This is a genomic window from Limnohabitans sp. (genome assembly GCF_038134685.1).
In the GTDB taxonomy this organism is placed as follows: domain Bacteria; phylum Pseudomonadota; class Gammaproteobacteria; order Burkholderiales; family Burkholderiaceae_C; genus Limnohabitans_A.
Map to the genome: position 1 here is coordinate 117,531 of NZ_JAYPVP010000004.1, position 21,698 is coordinate 139,228.

The following is a 21,698-nucleotide window of genomic DNA, read 5'->3' on the forward strand; positions in this document are numbered from 1 at the left end:
AATGAAAGCAGACATCAACGAACGCATCACCCGTATTGGCCCTGACACCCCCTGCGGCAAACTGATGCGCCACTACTGGCAACCTGTCGCCTTGGTGGATGAATTCAATCCTTCGCTCGACCCGCATATGGCGATTCGTCCTGTCAAAGCTGTGCGCTTGCTGGGGCAAGACCTGGTGCTGTTCAAGAATGAACAAGGCGAATTTGGCTTGCTGGACCGCGATTGCCCACACCGCGGAGCTGATCTGTCCTTTGGCCGAAACGAGGGCGATGGTCTACGCTGCCCATTTCACGGTTGGAAATTTGACATCCAGGGCCAATGCTTGGACACGCCCGCAGAACCCAATGGCAGCAAGTTGTGCCAGCATGTGCGGCAGCGTCATTACCCGATTGTCGAGCGAAACGGTATCCTGTTTGCCTGGCTGGGCGAAGAAGACACGCTCCCACCACCCTTGCCCGCCATTGACAGCCTGAGTGCACCTGGCTCCCATGTTTTTGCTTTCAAAGGTATGTGGGCCTGCAACTGGTTGCAAGCCTTCGAGGTCGGCGTCGATCCTGCCCACGCATCCTTTTTGCATCGATTCTTTTTTGACGAATCGCTTGAAAACACCTACGGACGCCAGTTCCGTGGTGCCAGCGCTGGTGAAATTGATGGACAGCGATTACCGATGACTCGCGTGATGCGCGAGTTTGATCAACCAGACATTCGTGTTGAACCACAGCCCTATGGCATCCGCTTGACAGCTCTTCGCCAAATGAGTGAAGCCTTGACGCATGTGCGCGTCACCAACGCCATCTTCCCCCACACCTTTGTGATTCCGTTGTCCGAAACAATGACAATCACTCAGATACATGTGCCTATCGACGACACCCATACCTATTGGTACGCCATGTTCACCAGCTTTGCCGACCCTGTCGACAAAGATGTGATGCGCGAACAGCGGCTGCGACACATCACCTTGCCCGACTACATTCCCAAGTCCGGTCGGCACAACAACTGGGGATTTAACCCGCAAGAGCAAATCAGCCGCACATACCTGGGCATGGGCGAAGACGACATCAACGTCCACGACCAATGGGCCTGCGAAAGCATGGGGCCCATCCAGGACAGGACACGCGAACACTTGGGCACCAGCGACCGTGCCATCATGGCCAACCGTCGCTTGTTGTTGCAAGCCATTGACGATGTCGAAGCTGGCAAAACGCCTCTGGGCATGGCTAAAACCGATATCGCGGTCAAACGCATCGGTCCCGACACAGTGGACGGCATTGCCCCCACACAGGCTTGGGGTGACTGGTGGACACAGGCTGTCAAAACCAAACGCGCCAACGCGCCTTGGCGCGATGCTGTGGACACTTCGGAGCCCTCTGCATGACGACCGCCGAGCGCGAACTCGCCTTGCGCCAATGTGCTCAAGCCATTGAAGACAACGACCTCGAGTTGGTTCGTTTCGTCTGGTGCGACACACATGGCCAGACACGCGGCAAGACCCTGACACGCAACGCAGCCCTTCGGGCATTGACCCATGGTGTTGGCATGGTCAGCACGCTCATGCTCAAAGACACTTCCGACCGCACCGCCTACAAGGTGTTTGAACCGGGCATGGACGACACACTGCCCGGCTTTGAGTTCGCCAACAACCTGACCCTGCACCCCATTGCAGAGACTTTTCATGTTCTGCCCTGGGCCGAGAAAACAGGCTGGATCCAATGCCAGCCCTTCTTTGGCGATGGGCGTGCCGTCACCCTCGACAGCCGCTGGCAACTGCAACGCGCGCTCGAACGCCTGACCGCAAAAGGTCTGCAAATGATGTGCGGCCTGGAAATCGAGTTCCATATTTATCGCATACACAACCACACGGCCAGAACTGATCGTGACCCTTCTCAGGCGGCCTGGCCAGGTCTTGCACCCGAGGTATCGCTGATTCATCCTGGCTACAACCTGCTGTCAGAACAGTGGTTCGACATGAGCGAAGAGCCTCTGCGTATTGTTCAACGCACAGCACAGGCTTTAGGCTTGCCCTTGATTTCGCTGGAAATTGAATTGGGCCCCAGTCAAGTTGAAGCGGTTTTCGAACCCAGCGATGCACTGACCGCTGCCGACAACATGGTGTTGTTTCGAAGCGCCGTGCAGCAAGCTTTGCGCCGCGCTGGCTACCACGCCACTTTCATGTGCCGCCCGCCATTTCAGCACATCATGTCCAGCGGCTGGCACCTGCACCAGTCCTTGGTGGATGCAACAAGCGGACACAACGTGCTGATGCGGGAATCACCCGCCGCAGGCACCCATAAACGCGATGCCTCTTACAGCCTGAGCACCACGGGCAGCCAATTTTTGGCGGGTCTCTTGCAACACGCGCCAGGCATGACCCTGTTTTGCACACCCACCATCAATGGCTTCGGTCGGTTCCGTCCCAACGCGCTGGCCCCTCAGTCCATTTTGTGGGGATTTGACAACCGGGGGGCCATGCTGCGCGTCATTGGTGGGCCCGGTGATGCAGCTACGCGCATTGAGAACCGATTGGGTGAACCAGCAGCCAACCCTTACCTGTACATGGCCGCGCAAATTCATGCTGGTCTGTCGGGCATGGGTCAGTCCATCGAGCCTCCTCAGGCCACCGAGTCCCCCTATGCCGAAGGCGATGCGGTACAACGCATTCCCTCGAACATGACCGATGCACTCGCAGCGCTGCAAAACGACTACGCCATGTCGTCTGGCTTTGGTGCTGACTTTGTCACCCACTACATCCACTTGAAGCGCGCCGAACTGCAACGTTACGAAGCCGCAACCGATAAGGATGAGTTCCAACGCCGGGAATACTTTTCACGCACATGAACACAAGAGAACACCCATGATTGAAATCACATTTTTTGAACACCAGCAAAGTGAAGGCACAACCATCACAGCCAAACCCGGCACTTCCTTGATGAAGGCTGCCCTGGCCGGGGGCATTGAGGGCATCGCGGCCGATTGTGGTGGCACCCTGACCTGCGCCACCTGCCACGTGATGGTGCGAGAGCCTTGGCTGTCGCAACTGCCTACCGCCAAAGAAGATGAGCGTGGCATGCTCGAATTTGCGGCCTGTAGACCTCAAGCCAACAGCCGATTGGCGTGCCAGATTGAACTGACACCCGCGCTCAACGGCATGCAGGTGGATTTGCCACAGTCCCAATACTGAAAACAAAAAAGCCACTGCGTTCGGGCAGTGGCTTTAAAGATAACTGGAGGCGCGGGCCGGAGTCGAACCGACCTACACGGATTTGCAATCCGGTGCATAACCGCTTTGCTACCGCGCCTTGTTCTTTGACAAAAAAGGGAAGCATTGCTTCCCTTTTTTGATTGGCTTGTTTGGAGCGGGATAAGAGGCTCGAACTCTCGACCTATACCTTGGCAAGGTATCGCTCTACCAACTGAGCTAATCCCGCGTGAGCTTGAAATTATACGCAGAAAAAGCTCGTTCGCGAGCTTCTCCTGAACAAATTTTTCAGTGCTTGGTGGCGGCCTCTTTGGCCTCCCCTGCAACCACCACAGCAGCCGCTGCCGGAACCTCTTCCGGCAAAGGTTGCGGACGAGACTCCAAGGCGATATCGAGCACCTGGTCAATCCATTTGACCGGCACAATTTCCAGGCCGCTTTTGACGTTGTCGGGAATGTCCTGCAAGTCTTTGACGTTCTCTTCAGGAATCAAGGCCGTCTTGATGCCACCGCGCAAGGCAGCCAGCAATTTTTCTTTCAGTCCGCCAATAGCCGTGACTTCGCCGCGCAGCGTGATCTCGCCGGTCATGGCCACATCACAGCGAACGGGAATACCAGTCATAGCCGAAACCATGGCCGTGGTCATGGCTGCACCCGCACTGGGGCCATCCTTGGGGGTGGCGCCATCGGGCACGTGGATGTGCAGGTCTTTCTTCTCGAACACCTCGTCCTTGATGCCCAACATACGCGAGCGACTGCGGACCACCGTGCGTGCTGCTTCGACGGACTCCTTCATCACATCGCCCAAGGAGCCCGTACGGGTGATGACGCCTTTTCCAGGCATGAGCGCAGCCTCGATGGTCAACAAATCGCCGCCCACCTCGGTCCAGGCCAGACCCACCACCTGGCCCACCTGATTTTTCTGCTCGGCACGGCCATAGGTGTACTTGCGCACCCCCAGGAAGTCGGGCAAGTTATCAGCGGTGACTTGGACCTGCGGCTTCATTTGTTTGAGCAGCAGGCTCTTGACCACCTTACGGCAAACTTTGGAGAGCTCACGCTCGAGCGACCGCACACCAGCCTCGCGGGTGTAATAGCGCACGATGTCGCGCACTGCATCTTCACTGACCGCCATTTCTTCGGGCTTGATGCCGTTGTTTTGCATCTGCTTGGGCAGCAGGTAACGCATGGCAATGCTGGTCTTTTCGTCTTCGGTGTAGCCCGACAAACGAATGACTTCCATGCGGTCCAGCAGTGCTGGAGGAATGTTCATGGAGTTGGAGGTCGCCACGAACATGACATCGCTGAGATCAAAGTCCACCTCGACGTAATGGTCGCCAAACGTATTGTTCTGCTCCGGGTCCAGCACTTCCAGCAAGGCACTGGACGGGTCACCACGAAAATCAGTGCCCAGTTTGTCGATCTCGTCGAGCAGAAACAGCGGGTTACGAACGCCGACCTTGTTCAGGCTTTGCAGCACCTTGCCCGGCATGGCGCCAATGTAGGTGCGGCGGTGCCCACGGATCTCGGCCTCATCGCGCATACCGCCCAAGGCCATGCGCACGTACTTGCGCCCGGTGGCCTTGGCAATGGATTGCCCCAACGAGGTTTTGCCCACCCCTGGAGGCCCAACCAGGCACAGAATGGGGGCCTTGACCTTGTCTACACGCTGCTGCACAGCAAGGTACTCAAGAATGCGGTCCTTGACCTTTTCCAGGCCGTAGTGATCTTCGTTGAGCACCGTCTCGGCGTTGCCCAAATCGTGCTTGATCTTGGTTTTTTTGGACCAAGGCAAACCGGTCAACACTTCAATGTAGTTACGTACCACCGAAGCCTCAGCGGACATGGGCGACATGAGCTTGAGCTTCTTGAGCTCGGCATCGGCCTTTTTACGGGCCTCGGCTGGCATCTTCGCGAGTTTGATCTTCTTCTCGATCTCTTCGATGTCAGCACCCTCTTCGCCCTCGCCCAGCTCTTTCTGGATGGCTTTGACCTGTTCGTTGAGATAGAAGTCGCGCTGGTTTTTCTCCATCTGGCGCTTGACGCGGCCACGGATACGCTTGTCCACGTTAAGGATGTCCACCTCACGTTCAAGCTGTGCAAACAGATCTTCGAGACGACCACGGATTTGCACCTGATCGAGCACTTGCTGTTTGTTTTCCAGCTTGAGCGGCAAGTGCGCGGCAATGGTGTCCGCCAAACGGCCAGCATCGTCAATGCTGGAAATCGACGTCAGGATTTCCGGCGGAATTTTCTTGTTGAGTTTGACGTATTGCTCAAACTGCTGCATCACCGCACGGCGCAAAGCCTCGACCTCGCTGTCAGCCGCTGTTTCGTCGGGCGTTACCGGTACAGCGTGGGCCACAAAATGCGACTCGCCATCGGTGATGCTCTCCACCCGGGCCCGCTGCTGCCCTTCAACCAGCACTTTGACGGTGCCATCAGGCAGCTTGAGCATTTGCAAGATGGTGGACACGCAGCCAACAGCGAACATATCCTCAACAGCAGGCTCATCCTTGGCCGCGGTTTTTTGCGCGAGCAGCATGATACGGCGGTCCTGCGCCATGGCAAATTCCAGCGCCTTGATGCTCTTGGGGCGCCCCACAAAAAGGGGAATGACCATGTGCGGAAAAACCACCACGTCGCGCAAAGGCAACATGGGCAAATCCAGGGGTGTCGGGGGCAAAGGGGTATGTCCGGACATGGTGGCCTCCATCAAGCCTGTTTGGCGCTCTCGCGATACACCAGCAAAGGCGCCTTGTTTTCTTCGATGGTGGACTCCTCCACCACCACTTTGTCCACATTGCTCATTGTGGGCAAATCGAACATGGTGTCGATCAGCGCTTGTTCAAGGATGGAGCGCAAACCACGCGCACCTGTTTTGCGTGCAATGGCCTTGCGGGCGATCGCATGCAGCGCGTTGGCACGCACTTCCAGCTCCACGCCTTCCATGCCCAAAAGCTTGGCGAACTGCTTGACCACAGCGTTTTTGGGTTCAGTCAGGATCTGGACCAGCGCGTCTTCAGTCAGTTCAGCCAAGGAGGCCACAACCGGCAAACGGCCGACCAACTCGGGAATCAGGCCGTACTTGATCAGGTCTTCAGGCTCGACTTCGCTGAACATTTCCGACAGCGAACGTTGCTGCTTGCTCTTGACCGTCGCACCAAAACCAATACCACCGGCTTCGGTACGGTTTTCAATCACCTTTTCCAGGCCAGCAAAGGCGCCGCCACAAATGAACAGGATGTTGGTCGTGTCGATCTGCAAAAAGTCCTGGTTGGGGTGCTTGCGCCCGCCTTGGGGCGGTACGCTGGCCATGGTGCCTTCGATCAGCTTGAGCAGCGCTTGTTGTACGCCCTCACCCGACACATCACGGGTAATGGAGGGGTTATCAGACTTGCGGGTGATCTTGTCGATCTCGTCGATATAGACAATGCCGCGCTGCGCGCGATCGACGTCGTAGTTACAGGTCTGCAGCAGCTTGGAGATGATGTTTTCCACATCCTCGCCCACATAACCGGCCTCGGTGAGCGTGGTGGCATCCGCCATCACAAAGGGCACGTCCAACATGCGGGCCATGGTCTGCGCCAGCAAGGTCTTGCCCGAGCCAGTAGGGCCCACCAACAAGATATTGCTCTTGGCCAGTTCGACATCGTCTTTCTTGGCGCCTTCTTTGTGGCGCAGACGTTTGTAGTGGTTATAGACCGCTACAGCCAGACTGCGCTTGGCTTTTTCCTGGCCAATCACATAGTTGTCCAGATTTGCCTTGAGTTCGGAAGGGGTGGGCAAACCATCCTTTCCCTTCTCGCCGGCTTCAACATCGGTGACTTCATCGCGGATGATGTCGTTGCACAAATCGATACATTCATCGCAAATAAAGACCGATGGGCCGGCGATGAGTTTCTTGACCTCGTGCTGGCTCTTGCCGCAGAAAGAGCAGTACAGGTTCTTTTCGGAGGAGGTGCCTTTTTTGTCGGCCATATCGGTTGCCTAGCTGTGTTATGCAGCAATCATAACGAAAGAAAAACGGCGCTCACCTCGGGGTAAACGCCGCTGCAGACAAAGCCATTTCAGCCAGCTTTGTCAAAGAAGTCGATCTTAAGGACGCTTGGCAATGACCTGGTCGACCAGACCGTACTCTTTGGCCTCGTCGGCCGAGAGGTAATAGTCACGCTCGGTGTCGTTTTCAATCCGGCTCAGGGGCTGGCCAGTGTTACCCGCCAGAATCTTGTTGAGCTGCTCGCGCGTCTTGATGATTTCGCGCGCTGCAATTTCGATTTCGGTGGCCTGACCCCGTGCGCCACCCAAAGGCTGGTGAATCATGACCTTGGAGTTGGGCAAGGAAAAACGCTTGCCCTTGGTGCCCGACGACAACAGGAAAGCGCCCATGCTGGCAGCCATGCCCATGCACAGCGTGGACACATCAGGCTTGATGAAGTTCATGGTGTCGTAAATCGCCATGCCAGCGCTCACAGAGCCACCGGGCGAGTTGATGTACAGGGAAATGTCCTTTTCAGGATTTTCGCTTTCCAGAAACAGGAGCTGGGCGATCACCAGGTTGGCCATATGGTCATTGACCTCGCCCACCAGAAACACCACGCGCTCTTTGAGCAGGCGCGAGTAAATGTCATAGGCGCGCTCGCCGCGGCCCGAGGTTTCGATCACCATCGGGACCATGCCCAATGCTTGCGTTTCCAATGCGCTCATCTTGACTCCAAAAATACTGCAGCTACTGTAACCATTTTTCAATGCGCTTTAACAACATGGGGCTTGTTGCGCGAACAACAAGCCCCATGAATTCAGGAAGCCTGAAAATTGATCAGGCCTGTCCCATCAGTTCTTCGAAAGACAGGGTCTTCTCAGTCACTTTGGCTTGAGACAGCACGTAATCGGCCACGTTGGACTCGATCACCACAGCCTCGACTTCAGCCAGGCGCTGGTTGTCGCCGTAGTACCAACGGCTCACATCTTCGGGACGCTCGTAGCTGGCCGCCAGCTCTTCGATGTGGGCACGGATCTGCTCGGGCTTGGCGTGCAGGTCGTTGGCCTTGACCAGCTCAGCTACCACCAGGCCCAGACGCACGCGCTGCTCGGCTTGGGGGCGGAAGATGTCGTCAGGAATCGGGGCCTTGTCGGCGTCCTTGATGCCGCGTTGCTTGAGGTCAGCGCGGGCGCCTTCCTTCAGACGCTCCACCTCGGACTGCACAATGGCCTGCGGCAGGTCCAGCTCGGCCTTGGACACCAGGGCTTCCATGGCTGCTGCCTTGTTGCGCGAGAGCAAGCGGAACTTGACTTCGCGCTCCAGGTTCTTGCGGATGTCGGCGCGCAGGCCTTCGACGGTGCCGTCGGCAATGCCCAAGGACTTGGCCAGTGCTTCATTGACTTCGGGCAGGTGAGCGGCCTCGATTTTCTTGACCGTCACCAGGAAGTCGGCGGTTTTACCAGCCACATCCTTGCCGTGGTAGTCGGCGGGGAAAGCCAGGGGGAAAGTCTTGCTCTCGCCGGACTTCATGCCACGCACCGCGTCTTCAAACTCCTTGAGCATTTGGCCTTCACCCACCAGGAACTGGAAGTCTTCGGCCTTGCCGCCGGCAAAGGGTTCGCCGTCGATCTTGCCTTCGAAGTCGATAGTGACGCGGTCACCGTCCACAGCAGCATCAGCCTGAGCACGCTGTGCAAACGTACGGCGCTGCTTGCGCAGGATGTCCACGGTCTTGTCGATCGCTTCGTCGCTGACGGAAGCAGTGGCTTTTTCCACCTCCACGCTCGACAAGTCGGCCAGTTTGACATCGGGGTACACCTCGAAAATGGCGTCAAAGGTCAGTTCACCTTCGGGAGCGCCTTCTTTTTCGGAAATACGGGGCTGGCCCGCCACGCGCACTTTGGCTTCATTGGCAGCTTGGGCAAACGCTTCACCGACTTTGTCGTTGAGCACTTCATATTGCACGGAATAGCCGTAACGCTGAGCCACCACATTCATGGGCACCTTGCCAGGACGGAAACCGTCCATCTTGACGGTGCGGGCCAGCTTTTTCAGTCGGGCGTCCACTTCGGTCTGGATGCTGGTGACGGGCACGCTCAGCGTGATCTTGCGTTCCAGCTTTTCAAGGGTTTCAACAGTCACAGTCATGTTGCTTCTCTGAGTTAATGGTGCGCGGGGGGGGACTCGAACCCCCACAGTGTTGCCACCGTCAGGACCTAAACCTGGTGCGTCTACCAATTTCGCCACCCGCGCGGGTCCAAACAAAACGGGCGGACAGGTGCTTTTTCCTGACCACCCGCGTGAAATCGGTCAACCCATTATTCTAGCCGCTCCGGTCGGGCCCTCACTGGAGTTTCATCCTGCTGGGGCGCTCCACCTTGAACCAGGCCGCGTACATGGCTGGCAAAGCCAGCAGCGTCAGGGCTGTGGCCACAATCAGCCCCCCCATGATGGCCACCGCCATGGGCCCCCAGAACACGCTGCGCGAGAGCGGAATCATGGCCAGGACCGCTGCCGCAGCTGTCAGCACAATGGGGCGCAGACGGCGTACGGCCGACTCCACAATGGCCTGCCAATCGGGCACGCCACTGGAACGGTCTTGCTCGATCTGGTCAATCAGGATCACCGAATTGCGTTGAATCATGCCCATCAGAGCGATCACCCCCAGCAAGGCGACAAAACCAAACGGTCTGTCCAGCGCCAGCAAGGCCGCAGCCACCCCCGCCATGCCCAACGGCCCCGTGAGGAACACCAGCATGGCGCGACTGAAGCTTTGCAACTGCAGCATCAGCAGGGTAAAGGTGATGAACAGCATGATGGGCATGCCCGCCGCAATCGAGGAAGAACCCTTGGAGCTCTCTTCCACCGCCCCTGCCACTTCAATGCGATAAGGCTGCAAGCCTTTGTCATGCCAGGCTTGCTCCATCTGCTTGAGGGCAGGCATCAATTGCGCCGTGACCGTAGCGCCCTGAACACCATCGACCACATCGGCCTGTACGGTGATGGCGTATTCGCGACCTTCGCGCCACATGACGCCAGGCTCCCAGCCCAATACGGGGGTCGCCACCTGCAACAAAGGCACGCTCTTGCCACTGTTGGTTTGCACATAGGCCTGGGACAGGTCTTGCAAGGCATCCCTCTCGCTATGCGGCTGGCGCAAAACAATGTCAATCAAGCGGTCTTCGTCGCGCAGATGCGCCACGGTAGTGCCCACCGTCATGGTGCGGGTCGCCTGGGCAATCGCCTGGCTGCTCACGCCCAAAGCGCGAGCCTTGGCCTGATCCACCTCCAGCCGGACAGACTTGATCGATTCATTCCAGTTGTCATTGACCCCGCGTGCATTGGGATTTCCCTGCATCTGCGCCTTGACCTCGTCGGCCAGCAAACGCAGCTGAACAGGGTCCGGCCCCATGACCCTGAATTGCACCGGGTACGGCACCGGAGGACCATTCGGCAACAGTTTGACGCGCGCACGCACCTCCGGGAACTCCTGCGCCAGCACTGCAGGCAGACTCTGGCGCAAGGACTCACGCAGCTTCAGGGTTTCGGGCACCACAATCAACTGGGACACATTGGTTTGCGGGAACACCTGGTCCAGCGGCAAATAAAAGCGTGGAACGCCTGAGCCCACCCAAGTGGTGACCGAGCTCACACCCTGTTCTTTCATCAAACGCTGCTCAACCCGTTTTGCGACCTCCTCACTCGCCTGGACCGATGATCCTTCGGGCAACCACAAGTCCACCAGAATCTCGGGGCGACTGGAGTCCGGAAAAAACTGCTGCTGCACTTTGCCCATACCCACTATGCCCAGCACAAACAGCGCCAGCGTGATGCCAATGGTTTTCCAGCGATGCTCTACACACCAGGTCACCCAGGCGCGGAAACGCTCGTAAAACGGCGTATCGAACATTTCATGCGGTTCATGGTCATGCGCGGTGGATGTTGTCACATGCGCTGGGGCACGCAGCAAGCGTGAACCAAGGTAGGGCACGAAGTACACCGAGGCCACCCAACTGACCAGCAGCGCAATCACCGTGACGGCAAAAATCGCAAAGGTGTATTCGCCCACGGTGGACTTGGCAATACCAATGGGCAAAAAGCCTGCCGCCGTGATCAAGGTGCCCGTGAGCATGGGCATGGCGGTAAGTTCGTAGGCAAAAGTGGCCGCACGCAGCTTGTCATAGCCCTCCTCCATTTTGCGCACCATCATTTCCACCGCGATGATGGCGTCATCCACCAGCAAGCCCAGCGCAATGATGAGCGAGCCCAACGAAATCTTGTGCAAGCCAATGCCAAAGTACTGCATGGCCAAAAACGTGACCGCCAGCACCAGTGGAATGGTGATGCCCACCACCAGACCAGGGCGCATGTCCAGCGTCCAGCGGCGCCAGAACTGCAGCATGCTGGCCGTGGTACCCGGACGCTTGTGCAAGCCCAAAGACAAAAAGCTCACCACCAGCACAATGACCACGGCCTCGATCAACACCTTGATGAATTCATTGACCGATGTGGCCACAGCCTTCGGCTGGTCTTGTACCTGCACCAACTGCAAGCCTGCAGGCAGCAGCTGCTCGATCCGCACGGTGGCTTCATTCAGCGCCTTGCCCAAAGCGATGATGTCGCCGCCCTTGGCCATGGTCACGCCCAAGGCAACGACCTCTTGCCCCCCATGGCGCACTTTCACCTGCGCCGGATCAATATAGCCCCGACGTACTTGTGCCAAGTCAGCCAGGCGAAACTGCTGTCCGGAAGGTCCACGCACCGGTAGCGCACGCACCTCGTCGAGTGTGTTCAAAGCCCCGCTCACTCGCAGCTGCACCACATCACCGGGGGTTTGCACCGCACCGGCAGACTCCATCGCATTTTGCTGCGACAACTGGGCCAGCACCGAGGGCAAATCCAGCCCCATCTGTGCCAGCTTCTTGTGCGAAATTTCGATGTAGACCTTCTCGTCCTGCACGCCAAACAAATCGACCTTTGCCACGTCTTGCACACGCAACAGCGCCTGACGCACGTTGTCGGCTTGTTGCTTGAGCTCGGCGGGGGTAAACCCATCACCCTGCAAGGCGTAGATCACGCCATACACATCGCCAAAGTCATCGTTGAAAAATGGCCCCACCACTCCTTGCGGCAAAGTACCCCGCATATCGCCAATTTTTTTGCGTACGGTGTACCAGGTTTGTGGCACATCTCCCGGCTTGGAAGAATCCTTGAGCTGAAAAATGATTTGCGCCTCGCCGGGCTTGGAGTAACTGCGGATCTTGTCCGCATAGGGCACTTCCTGCAGGGTGCGTTCGATCTTGTCTGTCACCTGATCAGCAACCTGCTGCGCTGTTGCCCCCGGCCAATAAGCCCGCACCACCATGGCCCTGAAAGTAAACGGCGGGTCTTCATCCTGCCCCAGCTGAAAGTACGAGGCCAGGCCCAGCACCATCAGCACCACCATGAGGTAGCGCGTCAGCGCCGCGTGCTCAATCGCCCAGCGCGAGAGGTTGAAGCCTTGTTTGTCTGCAACCGCCATGTCACTGCCCTGCCTTGTCGGCTGGCGACACATAGACACTCACCTTCTGACCTTCAGCCAGCACATGGACGCCAGCCACGACCACTTTTTCCCCGGCTTTGAGGCCCTGCAGAATCTGCACATCATTGCCTTGCACTGCGCCCAGCTTGACGACCTGGCTGCGTACGGCCATGCCAGTTTCATCGAACACCCAAACCGCCGAACCCTCCCCCTGCTGGCGCAAAGCTGTCATGGGCACAGTCAGGGGCTGCGCACTGCCTGCTGCACCACTACCACTGGCCAACACATGTACCGTGGAACCCAGAGGAACAACAGCCTCTTTGGGTAAAGTCAGCTTCACCACAAAAGTCCGCGTAGCCGGATCGGCACTGGCCGCAACCTCCCGCACCTGGGCTGGCCACTGTTGCTGCCCGGCAGGCCACACGACCTGCATCGACTGCCCTCGTTTGATGCCGGTGACAGTTTGTTCGGGCACCGCAAACACCGCGTCTTGCGCGCCTAGCTGGGCAACTCGCACAAGAGTCTGCCCGGCAGCGACCACCTGGCCCTCTTCAGCCTCGACCGCTGTCACCACCCCATCATGGCTGGCCAGCAGTCGCGTATACCCCGCTTGATGTCCTTGTACCTGTGCTTGCGAGCGTGCTTGCTCCCACTGCGCTTGCGCAGCCGTCAAAGCCGCGCGGCGACGCTCCAACTCGGCCTGACTGATGAAGCCTTGACGCAGCAGCGATTCAAACCGGTCAAATTCAGCCTTACTCACCTCCAGCTGAACTTGAGCCGAACGCAGCTGCGCTTGAGCCGCTCCCTCTGCCAACAGATAGTCTTTGGCATCGATCTCGGCCAACACCTGGCCTTTACGCACCCTTTCGCCGACCTGTACCCTGCGACTGAGCAGCTTGCCCGACACCTGCAAGCCCAATTTGGACTCCACTTGCGCACGGACCTCGCCTGCATACTCCTGCGCGAAGGCGCCTGTCGACGCCCCCACACTGACCAGCTTGACCGAACGCACAGGCTCCGGTGCCTTTTCAGAGCGCGAACAGCCCGTTAACACCAAAGCCACACACAACAAGGGCAGTGCTTTGAACAGCTTGAGTTTTTTTGCCAACATGGGAGGATCATCCGAGTAATGACTGATTGGTCATTAATATAGCATGCAGCTTATCCGCGTGCATGGCCCGCTTAAGATCAAGGGTATGTCCACCCCCCCTGCTTTTCCCGGGTCTTTGCAGCTCCTGCTTGGGCAGGTGTCGCGCTCTTTTGGCTTGTCGCTGCGACTCTTGCCTGCGTCAGTTCGCCCAGTGATCAGCCTGGCCTATCTGCTGGCGCGTACCTCAGACACCCTGGCAGACGCATCGTTCGTGCCTGCTGCGCAACGCCAGTTGGCCTTGCAAGCCTGGCTGGCCGCAGTTGACTTACCGCTTGAAGGCGGCAGTGAAGACCGCTTGCCCACCTTGCAAGCCCTTTTCCAAGTCTACCGACAGGCTGACTTACCGACAGCAGAATGGGCACTTTTGCAAACGGGCCCGGAGTGCCTGAAGCTTTTGAACAACATGTCCGATCAGGATCAGGACACCATTCGCCGTGTGATGAGCCCCATTGGCCAAGGACAGCTGCTGGACCTGCAACGCAGCTTGCAGCCCTTGGCCTTGCTGAGCACCGAAGAAGACCTCAACACTTACACCTGGCAAGTGGCCGGTTGTGTGGGGCGTTTCTGGACCGAGTGTCTGCAAAACCATTTGCCCGGGGCCTTGCAACTTCCGCAAGCAGAGATGCGCGCCTTGGGTGAGCATTACGGCTGCGGCCTGCAAAGGCTTAACATCCTGCTCGATGCAGCACAGGATCTGCGCGACGGGAGATGCTACTTTCCCGAACAGTCCTTGCACAGCCTGGGACTGACAGCCCAGGAACTGCAACAAGCCAGCTTGCAAGGCGATGTCCGGGTCCTGCATCAGCTCATGCCTTTGCAAACACAGGGGTTTGACCAAGTCGAGAACGCCCTGCGCGAGGGACTGCGCTACAGCTGCGCCCTGGACAACTGGCGCTTGCGTCTGGCCAGTGCCCTTCCTGCCCTGGTAGGCGCTGCCTCGTTGCACATGTTGCGCCATCAACCCACTCTCAGTCTGATGCAACGGCTCAAATGGCCACGCACCACTTTGCAAAAGCACTTGCTGCTACTCGTTCTCCAGGGCGCCAGTCGCAAGGCCTTGCAACACCACTTTGAAATACTGCTGCAAGCACCCGCCAACGCCCACGGTGAGACAATGTCGGCATGACTCCACAAGCGTACGTTCAGCAAAAAGCCGCCGCCTCGGGCAGCAGTTTTTATTACGCCTTCCTTTTTCTGCCCTCCACACAACGCGCCGCCATCACCGCGTTTTATGCCTTCTGTCGTGAAGTGGACGATGTGGTGGACGAGGTCTCAGACCCCAGCGTGGCCCAGACCAAGCTGGCCTGGTGGGAACGAGAGGTTCGCCAGGCCTTTGCAGGCCAGGCCAGCCACCCCGCCCTTCAAGCCTTGATGCCGCATGCGCAAACCTTTTCCATCACTGCAGAGCACCTCCTTGCCGTGGTGGAAGGCTGCCGCATGGACCTGAGTCAAAGCCGCTACCTGGACTATGCCGGACTGCGCCACTATTGCCATCTCGTTGCGGGCGTGGTGGGTGAAGTATCAGCGCGCATTTTTGGACCGCAAGACCCGCGTGTGGACGCTTACGCCCACACCATGGGTTTGGCTTTTCAGCTGACCAACATCATTCGCGATGTCGGCGAAGACGCCATGCGTGGCCGCATCTACCTGCCCATTGACGAATTACAGCGCTTTGATGTGAAGGCGCAAGACTTGCTCCAGCGCCAACACAGTCCCGCTTTTGTGGCTTTGATGCAGTTTCAGGCCCAACGCGCCCACGCTTTGTACGAGCAAGCGCTACAAGAGCTACCCAGCGAACACCGCCGCCACCAAAAACCCGGCCTGATGATGGCCAGCATCTACCGCACCTTGCTGCGCGAAATTGAAGCCAGCAACTTTGACGTGCTCAGGCACCGGATTGCACTGACGCCTTTGCGCAAGCTGTGGCTGGCTTGGAAGATGCAGGCACTGGGACGTTTCTAACCCCCTTGGGGTCTCAGCGCCCCAGCTTGCGAGCGCTGTGGTGCGCAGCGCGGTTAACGCACTGGTGCAGCCACTCGCTAACAGCCGGATAAGCATGCATCAGCGACTCGGCCGGTCGCACCCAGTTGACCACACTGGCCACACACACATCCGTCACGGTAAACCGGTCTGCCCCAAGGTGTGCTTGACCTTGGGCGTGTTGGCGCTGCAACGCTTGTTCCAGCACACGCAGCGGTGCTTTCAAACGCCCCTCTGCCGCATCGGCCAGTTCCGGCTTTCTCTGTTCAGCAGGCATCGCCATCCGGTGCATCAGCACCGTCAAAGCGTCACGTTCGATCTCGGTCATGGTCCAGAAGCTCCAACGCAGAGCTTGCCCCTCTTCTTGTGCATTGGCGGGACTGATGTCCACCCCATCTGCGCGGCCATATACCCTCGCCAAGTACAGCGCACACGCCATGCTTTCCCACACCACAACTTCCCCCTCAGGACGCACGTCCACCACCGCAGGAATATGCCCATTGGGATTGATGGCCAAAAACTCGGGCGTGCGCGTGGCGCCACCAACGTACGGCATGTTGACATGCTCGAAGTCCAGACCCAACTCAGTTGCCGTCCACAGCGGGCGAATGGCGCGCGAAGCGGCAATACCGTAAATGCGAATACTCATCCATCGTTCTCCTGAACTTGAGGCCATTGTGCACACAACTGCAGCAAGTCGCGCACCTCCAGGTGCGCAAGCCTGTCACCTCCGTGCCAGGCATGACCACCCCGATTGACCCAGACCGTCTGCATGCCTACATCCAGAGCCGCGCAGACATCCAGCTGCACATCATCGCCAACATGTAAAACGGCATCGATCGGTTGTCGCAAGATCTGCGCTGCGTACTCAAAAATAGCGCGATCGGGCTTGGCCACACCCACATGCTTTGCAGCCACTGTCCCCACAAAATACCGACCCAGGCCGATACGCTGAACATCGGCATTGCCGTTGGACAAGGCCAACACAGGCAAACGAGCACTTAAAAATGCAAGGGCTTGCACGGTGTCGTCATACAAACAGACCTGCTGGCGGGCAGCAAAAAACACCTCAAAAGCAGGCTCAGCATGGTGCTGCCCCTCGCCTGCCTCATGAAGCAAATGACGCAGGCTTTGCAGACGCAAGAAAGAAAGGTCATGCAACTGATCGGGCCACTGCTGCTGAACCGTCTGCCGAATTCGCTGACGCACACCAGGTTGCCTGGCCAAGGCAGCGGCCGCGGGGACATGCGCTGCCAGCCAGTCCTGAAGGACCTGTTCGGCTTGGGTTATCGTCGGGGCGATTGGCCAAAGCGTGTCATCCAGATCGATGGTGATGGCCCTGATTTTTTGGAGGTCGAGCATGATCGAAGAGAATAACGCATGACTTTCGCAAAAGAACCCCCCTATACCCACGGCACCCCTGCACGCACCGCTGTTGTTTTGTGCAACCTGGGTACCCCCGAAGCCCCTACTGCCTCGGCCCTGCGCCGCTACCTGGGCCAGTTTTTAAGCGACTCACGCGTGGTCGAGATTCCAAAGCCGATTTGGTGGCTGATCCTGCACGGCATCATCTTGCGGGTGCGTCCGGCCAAGTCTGCTGCCAAGTACGCCAGCATCTGGACTGAGCAAGGCTCCCCACTCAAGGTCCACACTGAACAGCAAGCCCAAATGCTCCAAGAGCAGCTGCAACAGCAAGGCCATGACGTGATCGTCCGTGCCGCCATGCGCTATGGGCAAAGCGCGATTGACCAGACCCTCAACGAACTCAAGGCCCAAGGCGTGCAGCGCATTTTGGTCCTGCCAGCCTATCCGCAATACAGCGGCACCACCACCGCCAGCGTGTTTGACGAGTTCTACCGCTGGGGGCTCAAGCGCCGTCACCTGCCAGAGCTGCGCTTCATCAACCACTACCACGACGATGCCGGCTACATCCAGAGCCTGGCCAACCAGGTGCGCGAGCACTGGCAAGCCCATGGCAAAGGCGAATGTCTGGTGATGAGTTTTCATGGCGTGCCCGAACGCACCTTGCACCTGGGCGACCCCTACCACTGCGAATGCATGAAAACCGCCCGCCTTCTGGCCCAAGCACTGCAATTGCCACCGGAGGGTTACCGTATTACCTTCCAATCGCGTTTTGGCAAAGCCAAATGGCTGGAACCCGCTACCGAGCCCGCCCTGGTCTCCATGGCCCAATCGGGTGTCAGGAAAGTGGATGTGATATGCCCGGGCTTCACCAGCGACTGCCTGGAAACCCTGGAAGAAATCCAGCAGGAAGCCAAGGTGGCTTTCGTTCAGGCTGGTGGCGAAGGGTTCAATTACATACCCTGCCTGAACACACGCGCTGACTGGATCGGTGCCATGACCGCTTTGTGCATGCGACATCTGCAAGGTTGGCCGACACAAACACCCCCAGATGCGCAAGCACTGCAAACCCAAAAACAGCTGGCCTTGGCCGGCGGAGCGAGAAATTAATACCAAAGAAATATTTATTTCAAATTCCCATACGCCAATTGGCGTACAGACAATGCGAAATCTGGCGCTACGCTATGGGAATGAATTTCGATGACTTCAATGGCCACGTCTATCTGATCGACGACGACCCGTCAGTCGGCCGCAGCTTGGCCTTTGCATTGGGTCAATCCAATTATTCGGTCCAGACCTTCAGCGATCCTGAAGCATTTCTGCGCGACTCCCTGCCACTGTCTCCAGCCGTGATCCTGCTGGACATGTGCATGCCCAGAATGCATGGCATTGAGCTGCAAAAGCGACTGCTGCAAAGCGGCCGGGAAACACCGATCGTCTTCATTTCCGGCGAAAGCCAGCCGCAGGAAATTGTGACCGCCATGAAGCAAGGTGCCATCGAGTTCCTGCTCAAACCCTTTGGCATGGCCGCTTTGCTGCACGCTGTCGAAGAAGGTCTGGCCCGCGACCGTGCCCTCCATTCCCAACTGGTGCGAACCCTCGAAATCAGCGCGCGCTACAAACGCCTGACCGACAAGGAGCGAGAGGTTTGCAGCCTCATGATCCGCGGCTTTGGCAACAAGGAAATCAGCGAACTCAAAGGCTCCGCACCTGCCACCGTCAAACTCCACCGCGCGCGGGTGCTCGAAAAAATGGGATTTGAGTCCCTGCCCGAATTGATTGATATGGCCATGTCTGATCCGGCCTTCATGCAGCTGCTCCACCGTCCCAGCGAACAGGACGACAACCTTTCAGGTTGACACCTAAACAGCCATTGCGCATTGGTGAAAGACAGCTACAGGCACAAGGTCGGCGACTGAACGCCAGACCAGACACCCGGCCGCATGCTCTTGAGGGGAGCCGCCGGGTGTTTTTATGCATAAAAAAAACGCACCCTAGGGTGCGTTTTTGCTGTACTTGGCGGAAACGGAGGGATTCGAACCCTCGATGAGGCTCTACACCCCATACTCCCTTAGCAGGGGAGCACCTTCGGCCACTCGGTCACGTTTCCAGGTGAGGGGAATTATGCCTGATTATGGTCGAGGTCAAAAGCCTTGTGCAGTGCGCGCACCGCCAGCTCCATGTACTTCTCGTCGATGACCACCGAGGTTTTGATTTCAGAGGTCGAGATCATCTGAATGTTGATGCCCTCTTCGCTCAGCGAGCGGAACATCTTGCTGGCCACACCCACGTGCGAGCGCATGCCAATGCCCACGATGGACACCTTGCAAATCTTGGCGTCGCCCGTCACTTCGGGCGAACCCAACGAAGGCAAAACTTCGTTTTTCAGCAGCTCAATGGCGCGCGCGTAATCGTTGCGGTGCACGGTGAAGCTGAAGTCGGTTTTGCCATCCTTGCTGATGTTCTGGATGATCATGTCCACTTCAATGTTGGCTTGTGCCACGGCGCCCAAAATTTGATAGGCAATGCCGGGCTTGTCCGGCACGCTCATGACAGAAATTTTGGCTTCGTCGCGGTTGAATGCAATGCCAGAAACAACGGCTTGTTCCATTTGTTCATCTTCCTCAAAAGTGATCAGCGTGCCCGATGCGGCTTCTTCTTGAATGTCAATGTCCCAGGGCGTGAAGCTCGACAGCACGCGCAAAGGCACTTTGTATTTGCCTGCAAACTCAACCGAACGAATTTGCAAAACCTTGCTGCCCAAAGAGGCCATTTCCAGCATCTCTTCAAAGCTCACCGTTTTCAGGCGGCGGGCCTCGGGCACCACGCGCGGGTCGGTGGTGTAAACGCCATCGACATCGGTGTAAATGAGGCACTCGTGGGCTTTAAGGGCGGCTGCCACGGCCACGGCCGAGGTGTCGGAGCCGCCACGCCCCAAGGTGGTGATGTGGCCTTGATCATCAATGCCCTGAAAGCCCGTGATGATGACCACCTTGCCCGAGTCCAGGGCCTGGCGCACGCGCACATCGTCGATGGATTCGATGCGGGCCTTGGTGTAGGCGCTGTTGGTGCGCACGGGCACTTGCCAGCCGGTGAAGCTGATGGCGGGCATGCCCTCGGCTTGCAAAGCCAAGGCCAGCAGGGCCGAGGAGGCTTGCTCGCCCGTGGCTGCCAGCATGTCGAGTTCGCGCAATTGGTCGGCGGTGACGGAGCCGGGGCTCAGCTCTTTGGCCAAGCCCAGCAAGCGGTTGGTTTCACCACTCATGGCCGAGGGAACCACCACCATTTGGTGGCCTGCTCGCGCCCACTTGGCCACGCGCTTGGCCACTTGCGAAATGCGCTCGGTTGACCCCATCGAGGTGCCACCGTATTTATGAACAATGAGTGCCATTTGATTGCTAAAGAGAGGAAGTGGGCGCTTCGGGCCCAAAGTCAAGCGGGCGATTGTAGCCAACCAGTGCTTCGTCTTTCCTGACGACACGCCCCTGCCCCACCTTCAGATCGATGTGATGGCCACGCGTTTGGCAGGCCCGAATTTGGCTCACCAACGCTTGCAATTGGGCCGTGCTGGGCGGCAGGTTTTGCGCGTTCAGCCACACCCGCAACACGTTGTGCAAACGGGCATCGCTCAAGGCTTGCAAGGCCGCAATGCGCGGCGGCTGGCCACACTGCGCCAAGTCGGCCTGCCCCACTTCCAAAAGCAAGGCCTGCGCCTGTGCCGCATGCTGGGCCGTGCGCGCAAAGGTGGTGCGCATGGCGGGGAACTGGGCTTGCAACACGGGCAGCACCTGATGCCGAATGCGGTTGCGGGTGAAGCGCTCGTCTTGGTTGCTGGGGTCTTCTTCCCACCGCTGGCCTTGCTGCTGCAGCCAGTCGCGAATGGCCTCGCCCGGCACGGCCAGCCAGGGGCGACAGAAAACCACCCCGTGGCGTTCCATGCGTTCGGGCATGGCGGCCAAGCCCGGTAGCCCTGCGCCACGGGTCAGGGCCAGCAACACGGTTTCCACTTGGTCGTCGGCATGATGGGCCAACACCACGCCCGCGCCCTGCCCCAAGGCCAAGGCCGCACGGGCCAGGGCCTCGTAGCGCGCCTGTCGGGCTTCTTGTTCCAGGCTCTGGCCAGGCTGCAGCGCCAGGCTCAGGCGATGAATGCTCAGGGGAACGCCCAACCGCTGGCAAAGGGTTTGGCAATGGCGCTCAAAGTTCGCGGCCGAAGCCTGCAAGCCATGGTTCACGTGCACCGCCTGCACTTGCCCAGGCCAGCGTTGGTGGCAGGCCAGCAGCAAGGCGGTGGAATCGGCCCCGCCGCTCAGGGCCACCACCAGGGGTTGAGGGGGAGCGAAGGCCTCCCAATCGGGCCCGGCCCATGGCCCGGTGGGCAAAGGCTCAGGCGGCTTTGGTGTCGCTGAATCGCCCATAGGCCTGCAAGCGCTCGTAGCGGCGGTCCAGCAAGGCCTTGACGCCCAAGTCGTCGACCAAGCGCAGGCTTTCAATGAGGCCGCGCTTGA

General features: G+C 58.4%; 17 protein-coding genes, 4 tRNA genes and 1 pseudogene. 7 read left to right on the plus strand and 15 right to left on the minus strand.

Annotated features, from left to right (window positions below):
• Position 1 precedes the first annotated feature (1 nt).
• Genes AAFM15_RS03185 through AAFM15_RS03195 form a run of 3 tightly spaced genes read left to right on the plus strand, consistent with a single transcriptional unit; the run spans position 2 to position 3,178 of the window.
• Positions 2-1,375: an aromatic ring-hydroxylating dioxygenase subunit alpha gene (locus AAFM15_RS03185; protein WP_341685250.1), complete on the plus strand. Its 1,374-nt coding sequence runs from the start codon at positions 2-4 to the stop codon at positions 1,373-1,375.
• Entirely contained in the window at positions 1,372-2,835 is a 1,464-nt protein-coding gene (locus tag AAFM15_RS03190; RefSeq protein WP_341685251.1) for a glutamine synthetase family protein, read from the plus strand. The genes AAFM15_RS03185 and AAFM15_RS03190 overlap by 4 nt, the downstream gene beginning before the upstream one ends.
• 16 nt (positions 2,836-2,851) lie before the next feature.
• Entirely contained in the window at positions 2,852-3,178 is a 327-nt protein-coding gene (locus AAFM15_RS03195) for a 2Fe-2S iron-sulfur cluster-binding protein (RefSeq protein ID WP_341685252.1), read from the plus strand.
• Between the two features lie 44 nt (positions 3,179-3,222).
• Here the strand turns inward: AAFM15_RS03195 and AAFM15_RS03200 are convergent.
• The 9 genes from AAFM15_RS03200 to AAFM15_RS03240 form a co-directional block, all read right to left on the minus strand.
• Positions 3,223-3,296 (minus strand) — tRNA-Cys (locus AAFM15_RS03200).
• Between the two features lie 53 nt (positions 3,297-3,349).
• A tRNA-Gly gene (locus tag AAFM15_RS03205) sits at positions 3,350-3,425 on the minus strand.
• A gap of 59 nt (positions 3,426-3,484) precedes the next feature.
• A complete protein-coding gene (gene lon, locus AAFM15_RS03210; RefSeq protein WP_341685253.1) occupies positions 3,485-5,899 on the minus strand; it encodes an endopeptidase La in 2,415 nt (804 codons plus the stop codon).
• Positions 5,900-5,910: 11 nt separating this feature from the next.
• Entirely contained in the window at positions 5,911-7,176 is a 1,266-nt protein-coding gene (gene clpX, locus AAFM15_RS03215) for an ATP-dependent Clp protease ATP-binding subunit ClpX (RefSeq protein WP_341685254.1), read from the minus strand.
• A gap of 117 nt (positions 7,177-7,293) precedes the next feature.
• Complete coding sequence (gene clpP / locus AAFM15_RS03220) at positions 7,294-7,902, minus strand: ATP-dependent Clp endopeptidase proteolytic subunit ClpP (protein ID WP_341685255.1); 609 nt, start codon at positions 7,900-7,902, stop codon at positions 7,294-7,296.
• 112 nt (positions 7,903-8,014) lie between these two features.
• On the minus strand, positions 8,015-9,325 hold the full coding sequence (gene tig, locus AAFM15_RS03225) for a trigger factor (RefSeq protein WP_341685256.1): 1,311 nt from the start codon (positions 9,323-9,325) through the stop codon (positions 8,015-8,017).
• Between the two features lie 18 nt (positions 9,326-9,343).
• A tRNA-Leu gene (locus AAFM15_RS03230) sits at positions 9,344-9,430 on the minus strand.
• Positions 9,431-9,521: 91 nt separating this feature from the next.
• Positions 9,522-12,698: an efflux RND transporter permease subunit gene (locus AAFM15_RS03235; RefSeq protein WP_341685257.1), complete on the minus strand. Its 3,177-nt coding sequence runs from the start codon at positions 12,696-12,698 to the stop codon at positions 9,522-9,524.
• A 1-nt stretch (position 12,699) separates the two neighbouring features.
• The gene (locus AAFM15_RS03240) at positions 12,700-13,809 is read right to left on the minus strand and encodes an efflux RND transporter periplasmic adaptor subunit (RefSeq protein ID WP_341685258.1); all 1,110 of its coding nucleotides are present in this window, start codon (positions 13,807-13,809) and stop codon (positions 12,700-12,702) included.
• Positions 13,810-13,894: 85 nt separating this feature from the next.
• Between AAFM15_RS03240 and AAFM15_RS03245 the strand changes: the two genes are divergently transcribed.
• Complete coding sequence (locus AAFM15_RS03245) at positions 13,895-14,974, plus strand: squalene/phytoene synthase family protein (RefSeq protein WP_341685259.1); 1,080 nt, start codon at positions 13,895-13,897, stop codon at positions 14,972-14,974.
• Entirely contained in the window at positions 14,971-15,810 is an 840-nt protein-coding gene (gene hpnD, locus AAFM15_RS03250; RefSeq protein ID WP_341685260.1) for a presqualene diphosphate synthase HpnD, read from the plus strand. The genes AAFM15_RS03245 and hpnD overlap by 4 nt, the downstream gene beginning before the upstream one ends.
• A gap of 13 nt (positions 15,811-15,823) precedes the next feature.
• On the opposite strand, the gene AAFM15_RS03255 is transcribed toward hpnD, so the two are convergent.
• Both AAFM15_RS03255 and AAFM15_RS03260 read right to left on the minus strand, forming a co-directional pair.
• Positions 15,824-16,477, minus strand: a complete 654-nt coding sequence (locus AAFM15_RS03255) for a glutathione S-transferase family protein (protein WP_341685261.1) — start codon at positions 16,475-16,477, stop codon at positions 15,824-15,826.
• Positions 16,474-17,190: an HAD-IA family hydrolase gene (locus tag AAFM15_RS03260; protein ID WP_341685262.1), complete on the minus strand. Its 717-nt coding sequence runs from the start codon at positions 17,188-17,190 to the stop codon at positions 16,474-16,476. Before AAFM15_RS03260 ends, AAFM15_RS03255 begins: the two co-directional genes overlap by 4 nt.
• A gap of 18 nt (positions 17,191-17,208) precedes the next feature.
• On the opposite strand from AAFM15_RS03260, the gene hemH reads away from it, so the two are divergent.
• Together hemH and AAFM15_RS03270 are read left to right on the plus strand one after the other, a co-directional pair.
• Positions 17,209-18,300, plus strand: coding sequence for a ferrochelatase (gene hemH, locus AAFM15_RS03265; protein ID WP_341685263.1), 1,092 nt, complete (start codon positions 17,209-17,211; stop codon positions 18,298-18,300).
• Between the two features lie 74 nt (positions 18,301-18,374).
• A complete protein-coding gene (locus AAFM15_RS03270; RefSeq protein ID WP_341685264.1) occupies positions 18,375-19,049 on the plus strand; it encodes a response regulator in 675 nt (224 codons plus the stop codon).
• A 158-nt stretch (positions 19,050-19,207) separates the two neighbouring features.
• On the opposite strand, the gene AAFM15_RS03275 is transcribed toward AAFM15_RS03270, so the two are convergent.
• The 4 genes and pseudogenes from AAFM15_RS03275 to AAFM15_RS03290 all read right to left on the minus strand — a co-directional run.
• A tRNA-Ser gene (locus AAFM15_RS03275) sits at positions 19,208-19,300 on the minus strand.
• Between the two features lie 12 nt (positions 19,301-19,312).
• Positions 19,313-20,581 carry an aspartate kinase gene (locus tag AAFM15_RS03280; protein WP_341685265.1) on the minus strand — a complete coding sequence of 423 codons (1,269 nt, stop codon included), beginning with the start codon at positions 20,579-20,581 and terminating at the stop codon, positions 19,313-19,315.
• A gap of 7 nt (positions 20,582-20,588) precedes the next feature.
• Entirely contained in the window at positions 20,589-21,572 is a 984-nt protein-coding gene (tilS, locus tag AAFM15_RS03285) for a tRNA lysidine(34) synthetase TilS (RefSeq protein ID WP_341685266.1), read from the minus strand.
• A 4-nt stretch (positions 21,573-21,576) separates the two neighbouring features.
• Positions 21,577-21,698, minus strand: a pseudogene (locus tag AAFM15_RS03290) (acetyl-CoA carboxylase carboxyl transferase subunit alpha); the annotation flags it as partial.